The 20,289-nt window shown below is 33.5% G+C and carries 20 protein-coding genes; 9 read left to right on the top strand and 11 right to left on the bottom strand.

Translation table 11 applies throughout. The features are described 5' to 3' along the window. Positions 1–26: 26 nt before the first annotated feature. The 5 genes from ACKX2A_RS00790 (at position 27) to ACKX2A_RS00770 (ending at position 5,176) form a co-directional block, all read left to right on the top strand. Entirely contained in the window at positions 27–893 is an 867-nt protein-coding gene (locus tag ACKX2A_RS00790) for a polysaccharide deacetylase family protein (protein WP_415327120.1), read from the top strand. Positions 894–1,030: 137 nt separating this feature from the next. After that, positions 1,031–1,690 carry a YggS family pyridoxal phosphate-dependent enzyme gene (locus ACKX2A_RS00785; protein ID WP_415327119.1) on the top strand — a complete coding sequence of 220 codons (660 nt, stop codon included), beginning with the start codon at positions 1,031–1,033 and terminating at the stop codon, positions 1,688–1,690. A gap of 57 nt (positions 1,691–1,747) precedes the next feature. Further along, positions 1,748–2,932 (top strand): sigma-54-dependent transcriptional regulator, encoded by a 1,185-nt coding sequence (locus tag ACKX2A_RS00780; RefSeq protein ID WP_415327118.1) that lies wholly within the window; start codon positions 1,748–1,750, stop codon positions 2,930–2,932. A 95-nt stretch (positions 2,933–3,027) separates the two neighbouring features. Continuing rightward, on the top strand, positions 3,028–4,389 hold the full coding sequence (locus ACKX2A_RS00775) for an MATE family efflux transporter (protein WP_415327117.1): 1,362 nt from the start codon (positions 3,028–3,030) through the stop codon (positions 4,387–4,389). 61 nt (positions 4,390–4,450) lie between these two features. Beyond that, positions 4,451–5,176, top strand: coding sequence for a hypothetical protein (locus ACKX2A_RS00770; protein WP_415327116.1), 726 nt, complete (start codon positions 4,451–4,453; stop codon positions 5,174–5,176). Positions 5,177–5,215: 39 nt separating this feature from the next. Here ACKX2A_RS00770 and ACKX2A_RS00765 read toward each other — a convergent pair whose 3' ends face one another. Then, a complete protein-coding gene (locus ACKX2A_RS00765) occupies positions 5,216–5,719 on the bottom strand; it encodes a GNAT family N-acetyltransferase (protein ID WP_415327115.1) in 504 nt (167 codons plus the stop codon). A gap of 55 nt (positions 5,720–5,774) precedes the next feature. Beyond that, positions 5,775–6,359: a Crp/Fnr family transcriptional regulator gene (locus ACKX2A_RS00760; protein ID WP_415327114.1), complete on the bottom strand. Its 585-nt coding sequence runs from the start codon at positions 6,357–6,359 to the stop codon at positions 5,775–5,777. 89 nt (positions 6,360–6,448) lie between these two features. On the opposite strand from ACKX2A_RS00760, the gene ACKX2A_RS00755 reads away from it, so the two are divergent. Further along, a complete protein-coding gene (locus tag ACKX2A_RS00755; protein ID WP_415327113.1) occupies positions 6,449–7,138 on the top strand; it encodes an HAD family hydrolase in 690 nt (229 codons plus the stop codon). A 332-nt stretch (positions 7,139–7,470) separates the two neighbouring features. Here ACKX2A_RS00755 and ACKX2A_RS00750 read toward each other — a convergent pair whose 3' ends face one another. The 9 genes from ACKX2A_RS00750 to ACKX2A_RS00710 all read right to left on the bottom strand — a co-directional run bounded on the left by ACKX2A_RS00750 (position 7,471) and on the right by ACKX2A_RS00710 (position 17,934). After that, positions 7,471–7,905, bottom strand: a complete 435-nt coding sequence (locus ACKX2A_RS00750; RefSeq protein ID WP_415327112.1) for a hypothetical protein — start codon at positions 7,903–7,905, stop codon at positions 7,471–7,473. A 62-nt stretch (positions 7,906–7,967) separates the two neighbouring features. Then, positions 7,968–10,370 carry a prolyl oligopeptidase family serine peptidase gene (locus tag ACKX2A_RS00745; RefSeq protein WP_415327111.1) on the bottom strand — a complete coding sequence of 801 codons (2,403 nt, stop codon included), beginning with the start codon at positions 10,368–10,370 and terminating at the stop codon, positions 7,968–7,970. Between the two features lie 363 nt (positions 10,371–10,733). Next, the gene (locus ACKX2A_RS00740; RefSeq protein ID WP_415327110.1) at positions 10,734–11,162 is read right to left on the bottom strand and encodes a DoxX family protein; all 429 of its coding nucleotides are present in this window, start codon (positions 11,160–11,162) and stop codon (positions 10,734–10,736) included. Between the two features lie 68 nt (positions 11,163–11,230). After that, the gene (era, locus tag ACKX2A_RS00735) at positions 11,231–12,106 is read right to left on the bottom strand and encodes a GTPase Era (protein ID WP_415327109.1); all 876 of its coding nucleotides are present in this window, start codon (positions 12,104–12,106) and stop codon (positions 11,231–11,233) included. Between the two features lie 129 nt (positions 12,107–12,235). Further along, positions 12,236–13,072 (bottom strand): sugar phosphate isomerase/epimerase family protein, encoded by an 837-nt coding sequence (locus tag ACKX2A_RS00730; protein ID WP_415327108.1) that lies wholly within the window; start codon positions 13,070–13,072, stop codon positions 12,236–12,238. Between the two features lie 218 nt (positions 13,073–13,290). After that, a complete protein-coding gene (locus tag ACKX2A_RS00725) occupies positions 13,291–14,700 on the bottom strand; it encodes a carbohydrate porin (protein WP_415327107.1) in 1,410 nt (469 codons plus the stop codon). A gap of 9 nt (positions 14,701–14,709) precedes the next feature. Then, a complete protein-coding gene (locus ACKX2A_RS00720) occupies positions 14,710–15,957 on the bottom strand; it encodes a sugar MFS transporter (protein WP_415327106.1) in 1,248 nt (415 codons plus the stop codon). Positions 15,958–15,998: 41 nt separating this feature from the next. Beyond that, positions 15,999–16,901 (bottom strand): carbohydrate kinase family protein, encoded by a 903-nt coding sequence (locus ACKX2A_RS00715; protein ID WP_415327105.1) that lies wholly within the window; start codon positions 16,899–16,901, stop codon positions 15,999–16,001. A gap of 34 nt (positions 16,902–16,935) precedes the next feature. Then, positions 16,936–17,934, bottom strand: a complete 999-nt coding sequence (locus ACKX2A_RS00710) for a LacI family DNA-binding transcriptional regulator (protein ID WP_415327104.1) — start codon at positions 17,932–17,934, stop codon at positions 16,936–16,938. 344 nt (positions 17,935–18,278) lie between these two features. On the opposite strand from ACKX2A_RS00710, the gene ACKX2A_RS00705 reads away from it, so the two are divergent. The 3 genes from ACKX2A_RS00705 (at position 18,279) to ACKX2A_RS00695 (ending at position 20,245) form a co-directional block, all read left to right on the top strand. Beyond that, positions 18,279–18,842 (top strand): Crp/Fnr family transcriptional regulator, encoded by a 564-nt coding sequence (locus ACKX2A_RS00705; RefSeq protein WP_415327103.1) that lies wholly within the window; start codon positions 18,279–18,281, stop codon positions 18,840–18,842. A 230-nt stretch (positions 18,843–19,072) separates the two neighbouring features. Continuing rightward, positions 19,073–19,402 carry a DMT family transporter gene (locus ACKX2A_RS00700; protein WP_415327102.1) on the top strand — a complete coding sequence of 110 codons (330 nt, stop codon included), beginning with the start codon at positions 19,073–19,075 and terminating at the stop codon, positions 19,400–19,402. Between the two features lie 126 nt (positions 19,403–19,528). Continuing rightward, positions 19,529–20,245, top strand: coding sequence for a T9SS type A sorting domain-containing protein (locus tag ACKX2A_RS00695; RefSeq protein WP_415327101.1), 717 nt, complete (start codon positions 19,529–19,531; stop codon positions 20,243–20,245). Positions 20,246–20,289 lie beyond the last annotated feature (44 nt).

Below are 20,289 nucleotides of genomic sequence, written 5' to 3'. Positions count from 1 at the left end.
TAACAACTAAATTTCATTTAAATTTTATGACAAAAAACTTTGCGGAAAAGTCAATAAATAAGACTTTTCTTGGGATGTTTGCATTGATGAGTGCAACTTCGATTTTGCTTAACAGCTGTAATCAAAAAAATGATAAGAAAGAATCTGAAAAACTGATTCCCAAAGACCATCCCGTCGCAAAAATTGTCCCCAAACTTAATGATGAAAATGTTGCCACTGACAAACGGGTAATTTATCTTACTTTCGATGATGGTCCCAATCGTGGAACCGAAAATCTTCTTAAAATTTTACACAAAAGAAACATTTGTGCAACGGCTTTCCTTGTCGGTAAACATGCTTACGGAAGTAAAAAACAACAGGAAGATTTAGAATTATTAAGAAAAGATCAGTTGGTAGAATTGGCAAATCACAGTTTTACTCATGCACATAACAAATACACAGATTTTTATAAAAATCCGATGGCAGTCGTTCAGGATTTTGATACTGCAAAAGACAGCTTAAAGCTTTATGACAAAATCGCAAGAACTCCCGGAAGAAATATCTGGAGACTCAATAATATTACAGTTACCGATCTTAAAAGCTCAACAGCCGCAGCAGACCAGCTTAAACAGGCAGGTTACAAAGTTGTCGGTTGGGATCTTGAATGGAAGCCAACCAATAAAATGGAATTAAAAGGAAATCATGAGGCAATGCTGAAAAAAGTAGACAGCATTTTCTTCAATGACCTTGAGAAAACATCAAGGCATCTCGTTTTTCTGACACACGATCAATATTTAACAGATAATGATTCGGTGAACGAACTGGATCTTTTTATTGAAAAATTACAGAAAAGTAACCGATTCGTCTTTAGAAAAATATCGGAATATCCGAAGATTAATGAAGTTTTGAATTAATCTTTTTTGTTTTTCCCACAGATTTTCACAGATGTTTGCGTTACATTCTTATTAAAATAGAAAAAACTAAGCGCAATCATCTGTGAAAATCTGTGTAATCTGTGGGAATTAAATTTAAAATTCAGAAATTTGCATTTATGAGTATTCAAGAAAATTACAACGATATAAAAAATCAGCTTCCGGAAAATGTACAATTGGTTGCTGTTTCGAAAACGCATCCGGTGTCGGCTATTCAGGAAGTTTATGATTTTGGGCAAAGAGTTTTTGGAGAAAATAAAGTTCAGGAGGTTATGGAGAAATATCCGCTTCTTCCGAAAGATATTCAATGGCATCTGATTGGGCATTTACAAACCAATAAAGTAAAATATATTGCAGGATTTGTTGATACCATCCAAAGTGTAGATTCTGAAAAATTAATCAAAGAAATCGACAAAGAAGCAACAAAACATAATCGTAAAATTAAGGTTTTGCTTCAAGTAAAAATTGCTGAAGAAGACACAAAATTTGGTTTGGAAATTGAAGAAGCAAAAGATCTATTTCAAAAATATATCAGCGGAGAATTTCCAAATACTGAAATTACAGGATTAATGGGAATGGCTACCTTCACAGATGATAAAGATCAGGTGAAAAAGGAATTTTTAATCCTAAAAAGACTTTTTGATGAATTAAATCAACTAAAAAAATTAGAAACTTTATCTATGGGAATGAGTGACGATTTCCCTATCGCCATCGAATGCGGGGCGAATTCTGTACGAGTAGGATCTGCAATTTTCGGCAGAAGAGATTATTCAAAATAGAATGATTTAGGTATAGTTTTTGCTAATAATTCAATCAAAAAATTTAAATTTGCAACTATGCAAAAAATCCTTATTGTAGAAGACGAAAAAGCAATCTCAGGGGTACTCCACAGTATTCTTTCTGATGAACTAACTGACTATGAATTTGTTATCGCCGAAGACGGCCTTGAAGGTTACAAACAGGTTGAAAAAGAAGATTTCGCTTTGGTGATTTCCGATATTAAAATGCCTAAACTTTCCGGGACTGAACTTTTGAAACAAAGTTTAGCCCTAAAGCCGGAATCCACTTTCATTATGATTTCAGGACACGCAGATATTGATTCTGCAGTTTCTTGTCTGAAAGATGGTGCTTACGATTTCATTTCTAAGCCTATCGATATCAACAGATTGATTACCAGTGTAAAAAATGCTTTAGCTAAAGAAACTTTAAAGAAAGAAAACAAAAATCTTCAAACTGAAAATAAAACGCTAAAGAAAAAGGTAAACAAAAAGTACCAAATGATCGGTGAATCAGCTGGTTTGCAGAAGATTCAGGATATGATCGAAAAGGTTGCTGCTTCTGATGCAAGGGTTTTAATTACTGGTCCAAACGGTGCAGGAAAAGAATTGGTTGCTCATGCGATTCACAATCAAAGTGACCGAGCTAGAGGTCCGATGGTAGAAGTAAACTGTGCTGCAATTCCTTCCGAACTAATTGAATCTGAATTATTTGGACACGTAAAAGGTTCATTTACAGGTGCAATTAAAGACAAGCAAGGAAAATTTGAGCAGGCAAATGGAGGTACAATCTTCTTGGATGAAATTGGAGATATGAGCTTAATTGCTCAGGCAAAGGTCTTGAGAGCGCTTCAGGAAAGCAAAGTTTCTCCTGTGGGAAGTGATAAGGAAATAAAAGTTGATGTAAGAGTTCTTGCAGCAACCAACAAAAATATGCAGACGGAAATTGAAGCAGGAAGATTCAGAGAAGACCTTTATCACAGACTTTCTGTAATTGAAATCTACGTTCCGCCGTTGGATGAAAGAAAAGAAGACATCAAATTATTGGTTGAGCATTTCTCGGGAATGATCGCCGATGAGCACGGAACTGCTACAAAAAAATTCGATGATAAAGCGATTGATGCCTTAAAAGCACTTTCATGGACTGGAAACATCAGAGAATTGAGAAACGTTGTAGAAAGGCTAATTATTTTAGGAGGAAACACTGTTTCAGCCGAAGATGTTGCAAGTTTTGTAAGGAAATAATGTAAATTATTATCTAATATAAATTATAAAAATTGCAGTATCATTTTGTTACTGCAATTTTTTTTTAATTAAAACTATATGAATTATAAACTATTATGAACTTTTTAAATAAAAACTACACGAAAGAATGCCTGACCTTGGCTCTTCCTGTGATGTTGACGCAGGTGGGGCAAGTCTCGGTGAATTTATTCGACAACATCATTGTCGGACAGCTTTTGGGAGCAAATGCATTAGCTTCTGTTTCGCTGGGAAATGCGGTGTTTTTCTCAATGTTTGTATTGGCATTGGGATTTTCTTTTGCGATTCCGCCATTGGTTTCGGAGGCGCATTCTCAGCATGATCATAAAACGATCAATTCCGTTTTCAGTCATGGATTTGTGATAAATATGACGGTCGGAATTATTTTAATGGGAGTTCTGATTTTGGGACTGCCGCTACTCTATCATTCTGGTCAACCGGCGAAAATTGTTCCAGATACAGTAGATTTTTTAGGAATAATGGCAATTAGTATTGTTCCTTTTATGGCATTTCAGACGTTGCGAGAAGTTTCGGAAGGATTATCATATACGATTGGAGTTACAAAGGCTACGATTATTGCAAACGTTATTAATATCGTTCTGAATTATGTTTTCATTAAAGGACTTTTCGGAATTCCGCCAATGGGTGTGAAAGGCTCTGCTTTGGCAAGTTTAATTGCGCGAGTTTTTATGGTTGTTTTCCTTTATTTTGTTTTATTAAATGAAAAGAAAACAAAACAATATATCAAGGATTTTTCGTTAAAAATTCAGGTTTTTACGAAAGAAATGTTTGAAAAAATGATAAGATTAGGATTTCCTACAGCCTTACAAATGTTTTTTGAAGTAACGGCTTTTGCGGGTGCGGCTTTCATTTGTGGATTGATTTCGGCTCATGACATTGCATCTCACCAAATCGCTTTGAGTATGGCTTCTTTTACCTTCAATTTATGTATCGGTTTCAGTGTGGCTTCAACGGTGATGATTGGTAGAAAATTGGGAGAACAAAACTTTGTTGAATTAAGAAAAGTCGGAATCAATAATCTGAAAATTGCTTTTATTTTCATGATTATTTGTGGAATTATTTTCATATTAGGACGAAATATTTTACCAACATTCTTCACAAAAAAAGAGGAAGTTGAAGTAATTACATTAGCTTCAAAATTAATGATTATTGCTGCATTATTCCAGTTATCAGACGGAATTCAGGTAACAGCTTTGGGAATGTTGAGAGGTTTGCAGGACGTGAAAATCCCTTCTATTTACACTTTTATTGCGTATTGGATCATTACGATTCCTCTTGGATATTTCTTTTGTGTAACATTAGAAATGGGCGCTTTCGGAATGTGGATCGCATTAGGTTTGGGATTGACGGTTTCCGCAGTGATGCTGGTCAAGCGATTTTTGAATATGTCTGCGAAGAGAATTAAGCAGAATTTATAAATTAAAAGCGATCTTTTTGGGTCGCTTTTTTTATTACCTTTTATTAAATTTATCAATAATTATGGAACAAAAGCTTCAACAAATTTTTCACTTCTTAAAAGAAAATAGAAAATATAATAAAGATCTACAAGAAAGATATTATTCCTCTCTTATTTTACCCTTTGAAACAAAAGAAGATAAAATAATTTCCATTCTTTATAACATTGCCTCAACACAAAGTAAATCAAAAATTAATGATTTATCTGTATTTTTTAAGTCAATACATAAGGAATCAAACTCATTAAATACGTTCAACGCTTTTGTTCAAACAATAAATCCTGACGGCATAAAAAATTATCAATCTTTATTTCAAGGAATGAAAAAACAAAAAGGATGGGGAGATAAAACATCCGCTTTATTTACAAAAGTTATATTCCATTTGCATAATAAAGAATATTCTGACAAACTTTTAATATGGAATGATGTTCCACAATTTTCAGAAAATGATAAATTCTTTTTACCCGTAGATTTTGTTATAATTTCAATTTTTAATAAAATTCAAAAAAGTAGTTGGAATTTTAAAAAGATTAATGATCTATTGAATGGGTATTATAGAGGTAAAGAAATTGAAATTTGGGATGATCTTTGGTTTTGGGGATTTATAACACAGCACGGCTCGGGAATAAACCGTGATTTTAAATGGAATGAAAATAAATATTGGATGATGAAAGAAAGTAATAAAAACCAAAATACAATAACTGAAATAAAGAACAAATCAAAAATATTTTTAGATTTAAATGATGGTTAAATTTTAAGATTGCTTCGTCGCTTCGCTCCTCGCAATGACCTAATCTATCCTCTTCCCCAAAATCACCAAAGTTCTTTCCACACCATCCAAAACCGCTACATTCGGAAGTGTCCCCCAATCTTCAAAACCAAAATGTCTAAACAATTTTAAGCTTGGTTCGTTATGTAAAAATATAAAGCCTAATAACGTTTTTACACCAAATTTTCCTGCATTATCGATACAATATTGAAGGACTTTCTTTCCATAGCCTTTTCCTCGGCTGTTTTCGCCCATGTAAATGCTGATTTCTACCGTTCCGTTATAGGCAGGTCTGCCATAAAATGAAGAAAAACTTACCCAACCTAAAACATTTTGTTGTTCATCCTCAATCATCCATAATGGTCGTGTTTCAGGGTTATGAACGAGAAACCAATCCAGTCTACTTTCTACTGAAACATCTTCTGTATCCGCAGTTACCATTCTTGAAGGGATGGTTGAATTGTAAATTTCAACAATTGTGGGCAAATCCTCTAAAGTTGCATTCCTGAATACCAATTCTTGCATGATCTTATCGCATATTTTTGCAAATATACACGAAGATTAGGCTATTTTTCAAGAATTATTCTTTCTCGATATTTTCTTTTTCTTCCAGTTCTTTTAATGCTCTGTTAAGACTTCGTACCGTAATTCCCAAGTAGGCAGCCATATCCTCTTTCGAAATTTCCATTTCTTTGGATTTTAATTCAAGAAGTTGAGACAGTGTATGTTCCGTTGTGTAAAGTTGTTGATAAGACGCTCGACTCGAAGTATTTACGATACGTTCAGCGAAAACATCAAGCAGTAAATTATTCAACGTTAAATCATTTTTTATCAAAGACTGAAAATACGGAATCGTCATAGAATACACCGTAACTTCCGTCATGGCTTCGATGCTGCAAAGGCACGAAACGTTTTTAATGACTTCAATTTCACCAATAATTTCACCCTTTCCTAAAAACTCAACAATATATTCTTTGCCATTTTCTTCGACAAAATAACATTTCGTAATTCCGTTTTTAATAAGCATTATTTTATTCGAAACTTCATTTTGGGTTAAAATTCTATCGCCTTTTTCATAAGATTTTAAGACAATATCCTTTTTATTTTTTTGTTTGCTGTAAAGCTCTTCCAGATAGTCTAAAAATTGAGGATTGGTACGTAACATATTTCGTTTGGGACAAATGTCCTTTTCTAGTTTGTTTTTTATATTGATTTTTGTCGGCAGAAAATTACAAAAACTAAAGTAAACTCAATATGAATAATGCTATAATAACCATCGCTTTTGACGCAGATGATACACTTTGGATCAATGAACCTTATTTTCAGGAAGCTGAAAAAGAATTTTGCGTCTTACTTGAAGATTATCTTCCGCAACATTCTGTTTCTCAGGAATTATTCAAAACAGAGATGAAAAATCTTCATTTGTATGGCTATGGAGTGAAAGGATTTATGTTGTGTATGATTGAAACGGTAAGCAAAGTTTCAAACAACACTGCATCATTGGAACTCATTAATAAAACGATAGAAATCGGTCATGATCTTCTCCAAAAACCAGTCGAACTTTTAGATGGAGTGACTGAAACTTTAGAAAAATTAAAGGGAAAATACAGATTGGTTGTTGCCACAAAAGGCGATTTGTTGGATCAGGAACGTAAGTTAAAAAAATCAGGATTGCAGGATTATTTTCATCATATTGAAATTATGAGCGACAAAAAAGAATCTGATTATCAAAAACTATTAAAGCATTTGGATTGTAAACCGGAGAATTTTTTAATGCTTGGAAATTCAGTTAAATCCGATATTTTGCCTGTTTTGGAAATTGGTGGATTTGCCGCGCATATTCCGTATCATATGACGTGGAGTCATGAGCAGCATGATTTGAATTTAGAACATCCTAATTTTATGGAATTGGAGAATATTATTGGGATTTTGGGTTATTTGTAATTTGTAAATTTTTATTTGAAGCTTATCCTGCTTTCCACTGTATCTTTTTGGTTACGGCTTCCACTTCGTTCCAGCCGCAACCAAAAAGGATGTCGTTTCAATCAGGGCTAGGAGAAGGTCGCTGTTGAAAACCACCCCGTCAAAAATTCTTTGAATTTTCGCCACCCCTCCAAAGGAAAGGAATTCCCGATATGTAAAACCTTTGAGGTCTTTGTTAAGTGAAACGCCTTTACGAACTTAAAAACGATTAGTAGTTTAAAAAAAACTTTGTGGACTTTGCGTTAAAAAACATATTAACAAAGAAGCATTCAAAAAACTGAAACAACTAGTTCCTATTTAATCTTTTGGTATAAATCTTCAAGCTCTAAATTATTTTTCCAACCTCCAGATTTATATATTGAAATAATTATCATATTTTTAAATTCATTCAATGTTCTTGATTTTCCTTGTATTATCGCTCCCTCCCAAGGTCTTTCATTTTCCGGAATTATATATTCTATCCTAAATTCATTATAATATTTTGATTTGTACGCACTGATAACGATAAAGTAATCTGAATTTTCTTTATCATCATTAAATAAAAGCAGATGTGCATGAGAAGTTAATCCATATATTTTTGTTTGTGGGAATATTTCATTTAATAGTGACAAAACTTCAAGCATTGGAGTCCCAACATCTTCAAATGTATCTTCATTTTTAGGTATAAACTCTTTATAAAATTCTTCTAGTGTTTGTCGTTTCTGCTCAAAACGTCTTACAATTGGCATAATTCTAAATTATTAATACAAATAAAACAAAAAACTCGCTCAAAAAGAACGAGTTTCAAAATTTATTTCTTCAAACATTTCTCCAAAAACTGATCCTGTTCCCAAAGAACATGCAAAATATTCTCTTTTGCCTGATAACCGTGGGCTTCTTTTGGAAGAAGAACCATTTTTACCGGAGCACCAAGATTTTTCAAAGCCTGAAAATATCTTTCTGTCTGCAAGGTAAAAGTTCCAGGATTATTATCCGCATCTCCGTGAATCAAAAGCATTGGAGTTTTCATTTTGTCGGCATTCATAAACGGTGACATTGCATTATAAATTTCAGGAATATCCCAGTAATTTCTCTGTTCACTCTGGAATCCAAATGGCGTCAATGTTCTGTTATAAGCACCGCTTCTTGCAATTCCACAAGCGTAATCTTTAGAATGTGTCAAAAGATTTGCCGTCATGAAAGCACCGTAAGAATGTCCTCCAACAGCAACTTTGGTTCTGTCGATGTAACCCAATTTATCTACCGCATCAATCGCTGCTCTTCCGTTAGCTACCAATTGAGGGATAAATGTGTCGTTCGGTTCCGTTTTTCCTTCTCCGATTATTGGGAATGAAGCGTCATCCAAAACTGCATATCCTTTTGTCGTCCAATACACGAAAGATCCGTAATATGGGAATGTGAAATCATTCGGGTTTTGCGTGTTTTGTCTTGCTGTATTTTTGTCTTTATATTCTGTAGGATACGCCCAGATCAGCAAAGGAAGCTTGTCTTTTTTCGTTTTTCTATCGTAATTTGCAGGAAGATAAAGTGTTCCGGTCAAAATAACTCCGTCATTCCTTTTATAGGTAATAACTTCTTTATAAACATCTTTAATGCTTTCGAATGGATTTGCAAAATTAGTTACTGCTTCTGCTTTATTAGACTTAATATTCTTCTTAAAATAATTCGGATATTGACTTGAAGATTGTTGAATCGTTAAAACTTCACCTTTTGAAGGATTAAGGATATCTATAATTTCTTCCTTTGCATTTTTGATATTGGATGTGTACAATCTCTTTTTCTTCAGCGTTTTCATATCCATTTCATCGATAAAAGGATGCTGTCCATCCTTTGTAAATCCTGCTCCGATAAGATAAGATTTCTCGCCTTTCATATCGATTACATTTCTTCCGTATTGGTTTTTTGTTGTATTAAAATTACCCGGATCACTATAAACATCCTGATAATTTCGATCATCAATTACTTTTGATTCACCATTGTTAAGATCGATAAGGAAAGACTTTGTATTTCTTGTATCGTACCAACCTTCAGAAACAATCGCATAGTGATCGTTCGTCCAGTTTACCCCTTCATATCTTTGTTTGGTTTTAAAAAATGATTTTGGAGCATTATCAAATGGTGCTTCCCAAGTAAAAATTTCATCTCTGTAATCCGCTGTCTTAAATTGATCTCCCCCATCCAAAGCTTCGGTGTAAACCAAAGTTGAAGGAAGATCACTTCTCCAGCCCATATCTCTTTTTCCTGTTCTCACAGAAGAAAAGCCTTTCGGCATGATTTCATTTAATGGAATTTCATTTACCACTTTTATCACATTTCCTTTGTTATCAAATATCGTGGTCGTCATCGGAAATCGGTTTAAAGGAACGATATATGAGAACGGTTTTTTAATTGTTGTTACCATCAAATAATTCCCATCAGGAGAATAGCTTGTTCCGGTATACATATCCTGATCCTTTATTTTTTTAAGATTTCCGTTCAGGTCAACATTATAAATTTCTGACGCGGTAAGAATCTCAAAATTCTTTTCATCCTGAGGATTTTTCAAAAGATCCTGGTATGTTCTGTTTTGTGAAACTTTACCGTCCGCTGTAGACACAATCGGACCTGTCGGAAGATCTTTGCCTGAATCGATTAAAGTTCCTCTATTTTGCGGAAGAGTTTTAATTAAAATATTCTGAGAATCTTTATTCCAGACATACGGGCTTCCTAAATTGGCGTTTAAATTATCATTTGTAATTTTCTTTGCTGTTGCCGTTTCCAGATCAACAATCCAAAGTTCTACACCTTTATTTGTCGTATTTGTGAACGCCAATTTCTTTTCATCCGGTGAAAATGAAGTATATGTTATTTTCGGATTTGATGGTAAATTTTTAACCTGAACCTCCGTTTTTTCATTTATTTTTCTAACTTTTAAGTTATTTGAATACGTCGCCGTACTTGAAATATTCGTCACAGGATTGATTCTTAATCCTCCAAGTTTCATTTCCTGCTGACTAAGATCTTCCAATGTTTTGTAAGTTGGGCGATAGGTAAAAACGATCCAGTCTTTTTTGCTATTCATTAAAACACTTGGAGGTCTCTCATAATCTGCAAGTTTCAAAATTTCTGCAGATGGCTTCTGATATGTGATACTTTCCTGAGCTTCATAAAAATTAAGAAACGCAAGAAGACATATAGTCAGTTTTATTTTCATAAATTCTCTTTTCAACGAAAATAATGAATTTAAAATTAATGATTTTTCTTTTTTTTGGGAGCTATTTCCCGCTTTCCACTATATCTTTTGTTTCGCTTCGCTACACAAAAGGATGCCATTGCAATCGGGGCTAGGCTACAATCTTTTATTTAAAAATTAGTAAAATATACAAGTGGTTTGTCATCCTGTAAAAATCTATGCTCAAATCTTTCAATTTTATTTACTCATACTATGCCTAGCCCCTTACAAGATGATAAACGTTGTGTGAATAAATTTAAATGGAAAGGTTAAATAATCGAATCTTAATCACAAAAAAAACAGCAAGAAAACTTACTGCTTTATGATATGTATTTTTTAATTTAATTACCAATCATTGGCTCTTTTTCTTTTTTCAATCATATAATCTACGGAAATTTTTCCGGCTCCGTAAACGATTAAAAGAAGATAAACAGAGAGATAAATTAAACTCATTTCCTGTTTCTCAAAAGGATCTGCTCCATGAACTACAAACCCAGCGATAATCATCGTGAAGATTAAAAATCCTAAAGCGATTCTTGTAAAAAGTCCTAGAATTAAAAGAATTGAACAAACAAATTCTGCAAAAACCGTTAAACCTAAAGAAATTTTTGCACCCATTCCCAAAAAGTCGAAAAATTCTACTTTTCCTCCTTCTATCAACAATTGCAATTTTGGAAAACCGTGAGACAGCATGGCAAAGCCAATAAAAACTCTCACGACTAGCAAAATAATATCCTTTAAAACCGTATTGGAATTTGAATTCAAATTATTCATTTAACCTCGAATTATAATTTAAAGATAATAAAAATCTTTTAATAGAACGGCTTTTCGAAGTTTTTAGTTTATCTGTAACCGAAATTTTTTAAATCTCTGTCGTTTTTTCTCCAGTCTTTTTTCACTTTTACGAACAAATTTAAGTGAATTTTTTTGTTGAAAAACTTCTCAAGATCCAATCTCGATTCTGTTCCTACTTTCTTGATTGCCTCACCTTTATGTCCGATAATAATACCTTTTTGTGTATCTCTTTCTACATAAATAATAGAATCAATGAATATAATTCCTTCTTTTTCTTTAAACTGTTCTGTTACTACTTCTACCGAATATGGAATTTCTTTATCATAATTCAGTAAAATTTTCTCACGAATAGCCTCATTTACAAAAAATCTTTCAGGCTTATCTGTATATTGATCTTTATCGTAATACGGTGGATTTTCAGGAAGCATTGATTTCAATTTAGGCAAAATAACATCCGTATTGAAAGCATTTAATGCAGAAATAGGAAGAATTTCAGCCTTAGGAATTCTTTCATGCCAAGTTTCAACCAATTTTTCAAGACCTTCCTGATTCGTCTGATCTACTTTGTTTAATAAAAGTAAAACAGGAACAGGGATTTTATTTAACTTATCAATTAGAAATTCAGAAGGTTCAGCTTTATCTGTAACATCTACAATGAACAAAAAAACGTCCGCATCTTGTAAAGAATCCTTTACAAAATCCATCATTTTCTCCTGCAAACCGTACTTCGGATCCAACACTCCCGGAGTATCGGAAAATACGATCTGTAAGTCATCTTCGTTATAAATTCCAAAAATTCTGTGACGTGTTGTTTGAGCCTTTTGCGTTACAATCGCCAACTTCTCCCCCATCAACTGGTTCAGCAAGGTAGATTTTCCGGCATTGGGCTTCCCAACTATATTTACAAATCCTGCTTTGTGCATAAAATAATATTAGAAATGCAAAGTTACTAAAACAAATTTGGTCTTTCCGACTATTCTTAAAGTTTTAAAGATAAAAAGCCTTCCCAAATCAAGGAAAGGCTTCATCATTGTTGTGTTTTTAGAATAAAGTTAAATATGTTTTTTCATGAAGTTTAAACTTCCAATTGCCAATTCTTCGGCATCGTAGGGAGATTTTTGCCACAAAGAAACCATTTGCTGCATTCCCGGAATTGATGATGAAAAGTTTTCCAAAACTAGATTTCCTTCGAAATTAATTTCTTTTAATGCTTTAAATAATTCATCCCAATTAACGGTTCCTTCTCCTAACATTCCGCGATGAGATTCGGTCATATGAACGTGCTTCAACTTATTTCCGGCTAAAATAATCGGATCGTAGAAGTTATTTTCTTCGATATTCATATGGAAAGTATCAAGATGTAAAAACAAATTATCCTTTCCTGTTTTTGAAATTAAATCAAGAACATTTTTCGCCGTGTTGCAAACATAAGTTTCATATCTGTTTATTGGCTCAATACCAATGTTTACTCCTTTTTCTTTCGCATAATCTGCAATATTGCTCCAGACTTCTGTAATAATTTCTGCTTCATTTTCTGTCAACGGATTTCCCGAAAAAACGCCGATTCCGCCGTGAAGAACTCCGCCTAAAAAATTAGTTTCCAGTTCTGAAGCTTTATCGACAGCTTGTTTCATTAAGTTTTCTGCCACTTTCGGATGAAATGCAATATGCGCTTCTTTAGGAAGATTTAAAGAACAAACGGCTTCAAGGTTATTATTTTTGAGCTGTTTTTTTACTTCTTTGGCTTTAAATTCCATTGAAGACGGAAGTAAAATTTCAATTAAATCAAATCCTGCATTGGCCGTCTTTTCGATGGCATATATTCCAGCTTCCGGATTCCAGACCGGAGTAATCCATGAAAGTAACGACGCCCCAAATTTTATATTCATTTTTAATTATTAATTTAAATTATCGATCTAATTTTTTTAACCAAAAAAGATGTAAAAGAAATTTCTGATTCTAAAAATTTAATGATGAAGAAAGCAAAAGTGTTTCAAAGAATAAAATAAATGATCTTCAAAAAACTTTCGTCCTCTTATTTAAAATTTAGTAAAAAGATTAATAATCACAGTATAAATCTTTTATGCCTTTTGTGGTTAAAATCATTCTAGAAAACCCACCATTCGGTTCTTACCCCAAAATAAGTTCCGAATCTTTTCGAACCAGACTGCTGTAAAAACGGCGAGTATAAACTATTCATTGCCTGATCGTTATATCTTGAAACTTCCGCAATCAGTCTGATATGTGGTCTTGCCCAAAAGCTTCTTTCTGCAGTCGGAACAATCGTTGGAGCCAGTACAAATTTCACCATCGACGCAGGATCCTGAGTTCCGTCTTTTCTTTGTGCATAATGCAATTCGGAAACAATATGGAACCAGTTGTTGAAATAATAAGTGGCTCTTACACCCGTATTGAATTCAGATTTTTTGTTGAAAATATCTCTTTTATAATAATCAACTGCTTTATTATCACTACTTGCACCACCTTTACTTTGAGTATAAACTGCATATCCGTTTACCGACCAACGATTGGAAAGATTTAACAAAATGTGTTCAACAGCAGTTAAGGAATATGCGCCTTTATAAGTTCCAGTTACTTCATCCGGAGCACCGTAAGTTCTCCAGGTTTGGGTATTTCCTCCATCTCCACCATTTGCAATACCGGCTCCGTAACGTAAGGAAATTTGATTAAAAGATCCCGGAAGTCTTGTTTTTAAATTTGAATTTAATTTTGCTCCCAAAACCCAACCATTATCCGAAGGATATTGTTCAATCGAGTTTTTCCCAGATTTGTCTACTGTATGAAATTCTGCTAATAATTTAACCTTATGATTATTATTTTTAAATGGAATCGTATGTTCTAATACAAAAACTTCTCTTTGTCTGTAAATCAAATGTTTTCCGCCACTGATGACATTCGTATAAGAATATGGTGTTGAATTAGTTGGTGCCGTATCAATCGCCGCAGGAAAAAACATAGAAAATCTTGTGTTTTTATGCCTTACACCCCAACCTGTCGAAGAATGATCATCAAAATAGAAATAATCTGCAACATGAACGTCATCAAAACGAAGCCATCTCGATCCTGCCCAAACATCCCAGTCGCTTCCCATAATATTTCTGGCTTCCACAAAAGCTTCCGGTAATGCGATTATCATCCCCTGGTTTGATTTTGTATCTACATTTCCAAGAAAAGTCCCTCCGGAATAGAAACTTAGTCTCGCCTGCATATCGATTTTCGTCTTTTTTGCACTGTCACCAACAACTGGTGTGAAGTGAAAAGCCGGTAAAAAATCTACATAATCTCCCTGATCCATTCTTCCTCCCAGAGATCCTTGATTGTTTAGGTTTAATTGTCTTCCTGTACGTCCGTCTGCGTTGGGAGAGTACGCTGCTCCGATCCTTCCTGTTGTTCCGAATGAAAATTTCTGATTCGTAATTGTTATTTGGGCATGACCTCTCTGGCTGAAGATGATTAACATCAAAAAACAGCCTTTTAAAATTTTATTTTTCATCATTTTAAATTTTTACTTTAAGGTTTTCGGTTTGTAAAGTTTTAAAGCAAATAAAACGATGATAACATAACAAATGATAGGTAGTAGATATGCATGAGCAACATCTGTTTCGGCAATTTTACCCATAATCGGTGTGAAAAATGCTCCACCAAACATCGCCATTACCAAGAAAGAAGAAGCTTGATGAACTTTCTCTCCTAATTTTTTTAATCCAAGACTGAAAATCGTAGGATACATTACACTCAAGAATAAATTAAGCATAATTAAACTGATGAAAGAAACCCATCCGAAACTTTGAGAAATAATTAAACAAAGAACAATATTACAAGCTGTGAAAATTGCCAAAACTTTGTTTGGAGCGATATATCTCATTAAGAATGTACCGATAAAACGACCAACCATCATCATTGCCATACTTAGCGAAAAATAATAAGAAGCCTGAGTTTCCTGAAGGTGCATTTTTTCTACTCCATAATTGATGAAAAACGCCCAAGTTCCGCCTTGTGCTGCAACATTGAAAAACTGCGCTACAACGGCAAAAACAAAATGTCTCTGCTTCCAAAGCGGTGCATTTGCATCTACTTTATCTGTGTGATGATCTTCACCTGTTGCATGTTCAAGCATTTCCATTTCTTCTGCATGAGGATCCTTTAATTCAGGAACTTTAATAAAAGAAAAAACAATTGCCAAGATTAAAATAACAACCCCTATCCAAGTATAAAGACTTTTAACGGAATCTAAAGAATTATCCTCTCCTGCTCCGCCAAAGATGAAAAACCCACCCAATAGCGGACCTACAATTGCTCCCAATCCGTTGAAAGACTGTGCAAAGTTTACTCTTTGATCACTCGTTCTCTCATCTCCCAGAGAAGCTACGAAAGGGTGTGCTACTGTTTCCAAAGTTGCCATTCCTAAAGCTAAAATGAAAAGTGCAACCCTGAAAAAGTCGAAAGATCCCATGTTTGCGGCAGGAACGAACAGGAAGCATCCTCCTGCAAATAGTGTCAACCCTAAGATAACTCCCATTTTATAGCCAAATTTTTTCATAAAAAGTCCCGCAGGAATTCCCATCAAAGCATAAGCTCCAAAAATTGAAAGCTGTACCAATCCCGATTTTGATTTTGAAATATGAAGAACATTCTGAAAATGCTTATTCAAAACGTCTCCCATTGTAAGGGCAATTGCCCAGAAAAAAAACAATGAAGTTACAAAAGCCAGTACAACAAGGTACTTCTTTTCCGTAAATTTTGCTGAGTTCATAAGTGTGTTTTTACAAATTAGAGTGTTAGTGAGATATAAAATTAAATTGTATGTTGGGTTTTAAATAGATCAAATTCATCATATTCATAATCCGGGCAGGCCCCTGATTTTGAAGTGATAAATGCACCTAAAGAAATTGCCTGTTCCATAATTTCTTCGGGATTTGCATTTTGAATTCTTTTTGAAATAAATCCTGAAAGAAAAGCATCTCCGCTTCCCACGGTATCAGCAATAGTAATCGGCACTGCTGTGAATCCGTAGTTGTGATTTCCAACAAAATATCTTGCTCCTTTACTACCTTTCGTCAGAATAATTTCTTTGATATTAAAATGATTCTGAATGAATGCTGCACTTTCATCCTCACTTTTGTATTCTTCGCCAAAATAAGCCATGATTTCACGCATTTCCGATTTATTCATTTTTACGATATCGGCTTTATGCAGAAGAGTTTTGATTAATTCAACATCGATAAAAGGTGGTCTGAAATTCACATCAAAAATTTTCAGTTTTGCATATTCAAGCAACTGGAGTAGAGTTTTTTTTGTCTTTTCATTTCGTGCTGAAAGACTTCCGAAAACAAACGCTTCAGCATTCGAAACCAATTCTTTGTGTTCAGGAAGCAATTCAATATAATCCCAAGCTACATTGTTGATGATTTCGTAACTTGCTTCATTATGTTCATCGATTTTAGCAATAACCGTACTTGTCGGTTTTTCATCATCCACTTGGATATAATCTGTTGTAATTCCCCAACCTTGAATTTGATCAGTTAATTTCTGTCCTAATTCATCATTTCCGATTCTGCTTAGCATTTTTACATCAATACCCATTTTATGGATATTGTATGCTGCATTGAAAGGCGCTCCTCCCGCTCTGGTTCCTTCCGGGAAAATATCCCAAAGAACTTCTCCAAAACAAACTACATAAGATTTTTTATCTATCATAAGGTTAAACGTTTAATTAATTTGTTAAATTTTTTTATCCTACGGAATTTCTTTCCATATATTTAGCATGAAAAGTTACTCTTTTTCCGTTTGGGGTATAATTATTAATTTGATTATCAAGAAGTTTTACAGATTCTTTTGCCATATCGATTAAAGGTTGCTGGATAAAATTCACGTCAGTCGGGAAAAGATGATATGCTTCCGTCTCATCAAAAGCGATGACAGAAACATCTTGCGGAACTCTGATGTTATTATCATTTAAATATCGTAAACCAGCGATTCCCAGCTTATTGCTTGAAAAATAAATGGCTGTTCTCTTAGATAAATCAAGATTTTTGCGAAGTTTTTGCTCTACTTCTTCCGTAATATTATGAATACCGATCAAAATTCTATTAGCAGGAATATCGGATTTTGCAATTCTTTTATCAAAACCATCCTGTCTGTCAAGCAAATGTGGAAGTTTTGTATCATATCCGACATAGATAATTTCCTCGAAATTTTTCTCAACCAGCTGATCGCAGATGTACTCGGAAATCTCTGAATTATTGATCATTACACCTGGAAGACTCACATTTTTTAGATAACGGTCGATTGTTACGATTGGATATTCTTCACCAATTAGTTTATTGATGGCTTCATCTGATTCTACCACTGGCGCAACGATCATTCCATCAACCTGTTGCTCTGAAAAAAGTTCGGTTAATTTTTTGAATTTTTCGGGCGTTTCGTCTGAACTTCCGATCAGAAGAGTATACCCCAATTTCATGGCCTCATCTTCGATACTTCGGGCAATGTTGGAATAAAAGTCATTGGAAATATCAGCAACGATAAGTCCGATCAATTTACTCTTACTCATCTTTAAGCTTTTGGCAATTTTGTTTGGAGTATAATTAATCGTTTCAGCCACTTCAAGAATTTTTTTCTTGGTAGCATCGCTGATTCGGCTTCCTTCTTTTTTGTTTAAAACATAGGAAACAGTTGCAACGGAAACTCCGGCAATTCTCGCAATGTCTTTTATGGAAGCTCTTTTCATTCTAATTAACTTTCTACGGCAAAAATATTCCATAAAAAATATAAAAAACAATAGCCACATTTTTTTGGCTGTTTCAAAAATAATTGTATTTTCGCGACTTTTTAATTTTCAGACTTATCAAATTAGTAAAATACTAATTATCAACAAGTTAATCTTACCGCGATATTAAATTTAAATGGAATGTTAATTAAATATTAATAAACAAGGTTAATTTAGTACAGATTTTGGTTAAACGTTTATGCTTATAAAATTTAATAAAAATTAAAATAATTTCAAAATAGGTACAAATATTCTTTCATTAAAGAACGAAAACTAATAATTTTGAAATATTTCCACAGCCAAATATGAATATCGACGAAATTCTTGATCGCATTTACCCTCTTCCCGATTCTTCTAAAGTAAGTCTAAAAAATACTATTGAGGAAGTTTCACATCCGAAAAATTTCTGTTTAATGGAATCTGATAAAGTTATTCCTCACATTTATTTTATTAAAAAAGGAATTGTTCGCGCATACGCTTCTACCGAAGATAAAAATATTACTTTTTGGTTTGGAAGCGAAGGTGAAACCGTTGTTTCTATGAAAAGCTATGTCGAAGATAAACCCGGCTATGAAAATATTGAACTTCTTGAAGATTGCGAATTGTATAAACTGGAAACGGAAAATTTAAGAAAATTATTCAACGAAGATATTCATATTGCGAATTGGGGAAGAAAGTTTGCAGAAAGAGAATTGGTAAAAACCGAAGAATTGATTATTTCCAGGCAGTTTAAAACATCTTTGGAACGTTATAAAGATTTAATGAAATACAAATCTGATCTTATAAAACGCGTCCAATTGGGGCATATTGCTTCGTATCTGGGAATAACGCAGGTGAGTTTGAGTAGAATTCGGGCGGAGATAAAGTGAGTTTTTTGGGTTTGAGTGTAATTGGTTTTTTAGTTTTTTGTTCTCGCAGGTTACGCGGATCTTTTTTTATGCATGGTTAAAATTACATGCAAACATCTGCGAAAAATAATTTAAGCGCGAATTACTTTTGAAAATTAAATGTATTTCTATAAATATTCAATCATTTTTTAACAATTGTAAAATTTTAGTCATTTTTAAATGCTGAACTTTGCAGCAGAAAATAAAGAAAAATGAATTGGATTATCTTAATTATTGCGGGATTGTTTGAAGTGGCTTTTGCATCATGTTTAGGAAAAGTAAAGGAAACATCTGGAACGACCATGTATTTTTGGTTTGCCGGATTTTTGATTTCTCTCACAATCAGTATGCTTTTGTTGATTAAAGCGACACAGACTTTACCGATTGGAACAGCGTATGCAGTCTGGACAGGAATTGGAGCAGTTGGAACAGTTCTGATGGGGATTTTCTTCTTTAAAGATCCTGTAAGTTTCTGGAGAATTTTCTTTATTGTGACTCTAATTGGCTCTGTCGTTGGATTAAAAGCTGTTTCCTCTCATTAGTTTTTAACACAAATAACACTATTGTAAAGTAAAATTTAATATAAATTAAAATCCGTCTTCTATATTGAGGGCGGTTTTGTTTTTTAGAACAACTTTATTTCCATAATTTTGGATAAAATTAATACCGTGAAAAAAACTCTATTTCTTCTATTGACGAGCAGCTTATTGTGCGCTCAAAACTCTGAATTATTTACCAATGACTGGTATCTTTCTAAAATTGAAACCAATGGACAGACTGTAGCAACTCCAACTATGGATATTGCTCTCTCAAAATCTAATTTTGTAACAGTAACAGGATCTGGAAGCGGTTACGCATTGAATTCCAAACACTTTAATTCTTGCCAAATCGAAACAACATTTGTTTCCAATACCAATAGCTTTACAAAGGTGAACTCAGCTTGTACATTGTCGATGTATGGTGGAAATAATATGACAGCAGTGAATGGTTACGATCAAAAACATACAGATTTCTTCATTTATCCGACACCTGGAACTATTTTCAATTATGAAATTATACCAAACGGTTCGGGAAAAACTTTGATTATCACCAATCCTTCTACCGGAAATAAATTGTATTATAATAATGATAATTTATTTCTAAGCACCAAAGAAAATGGCACATCATACCGGTCTCTTACTTTTCAAAATCCTGTAAAATCGGAATTATTTATTGAGAATATCGAAAACGATTTATCTGTAAAGGTTTTTAATATGCTTGGAGAGATAGTGTATGAAGGAAAAACGAATGACAGAAAAGTAAAAATTGATACTAAAAATTTTGCAGTTGGTTCATATATTTTGAATATTCAGAAGTATAAATCTTATAAATTTATTAAAGAATAATTTTTATTTAATTTTCTAAATTTCATTTAAATAAACTAAAAACC

The organism is Chryseobacterium sp. MMS23-Vi53, assembly GCF_047651245.1.
Lineage (GTDB): Bacteria > Bacteroidota > Bacteroidia > Flavobacteriales > Weeksellaceae > Chryseobacterium.
The sequence above is the reverse complement of the archived record's forward strand: the minus strand, read 5'-3'. Positions and strand labels throughout refer to the sequence as shown.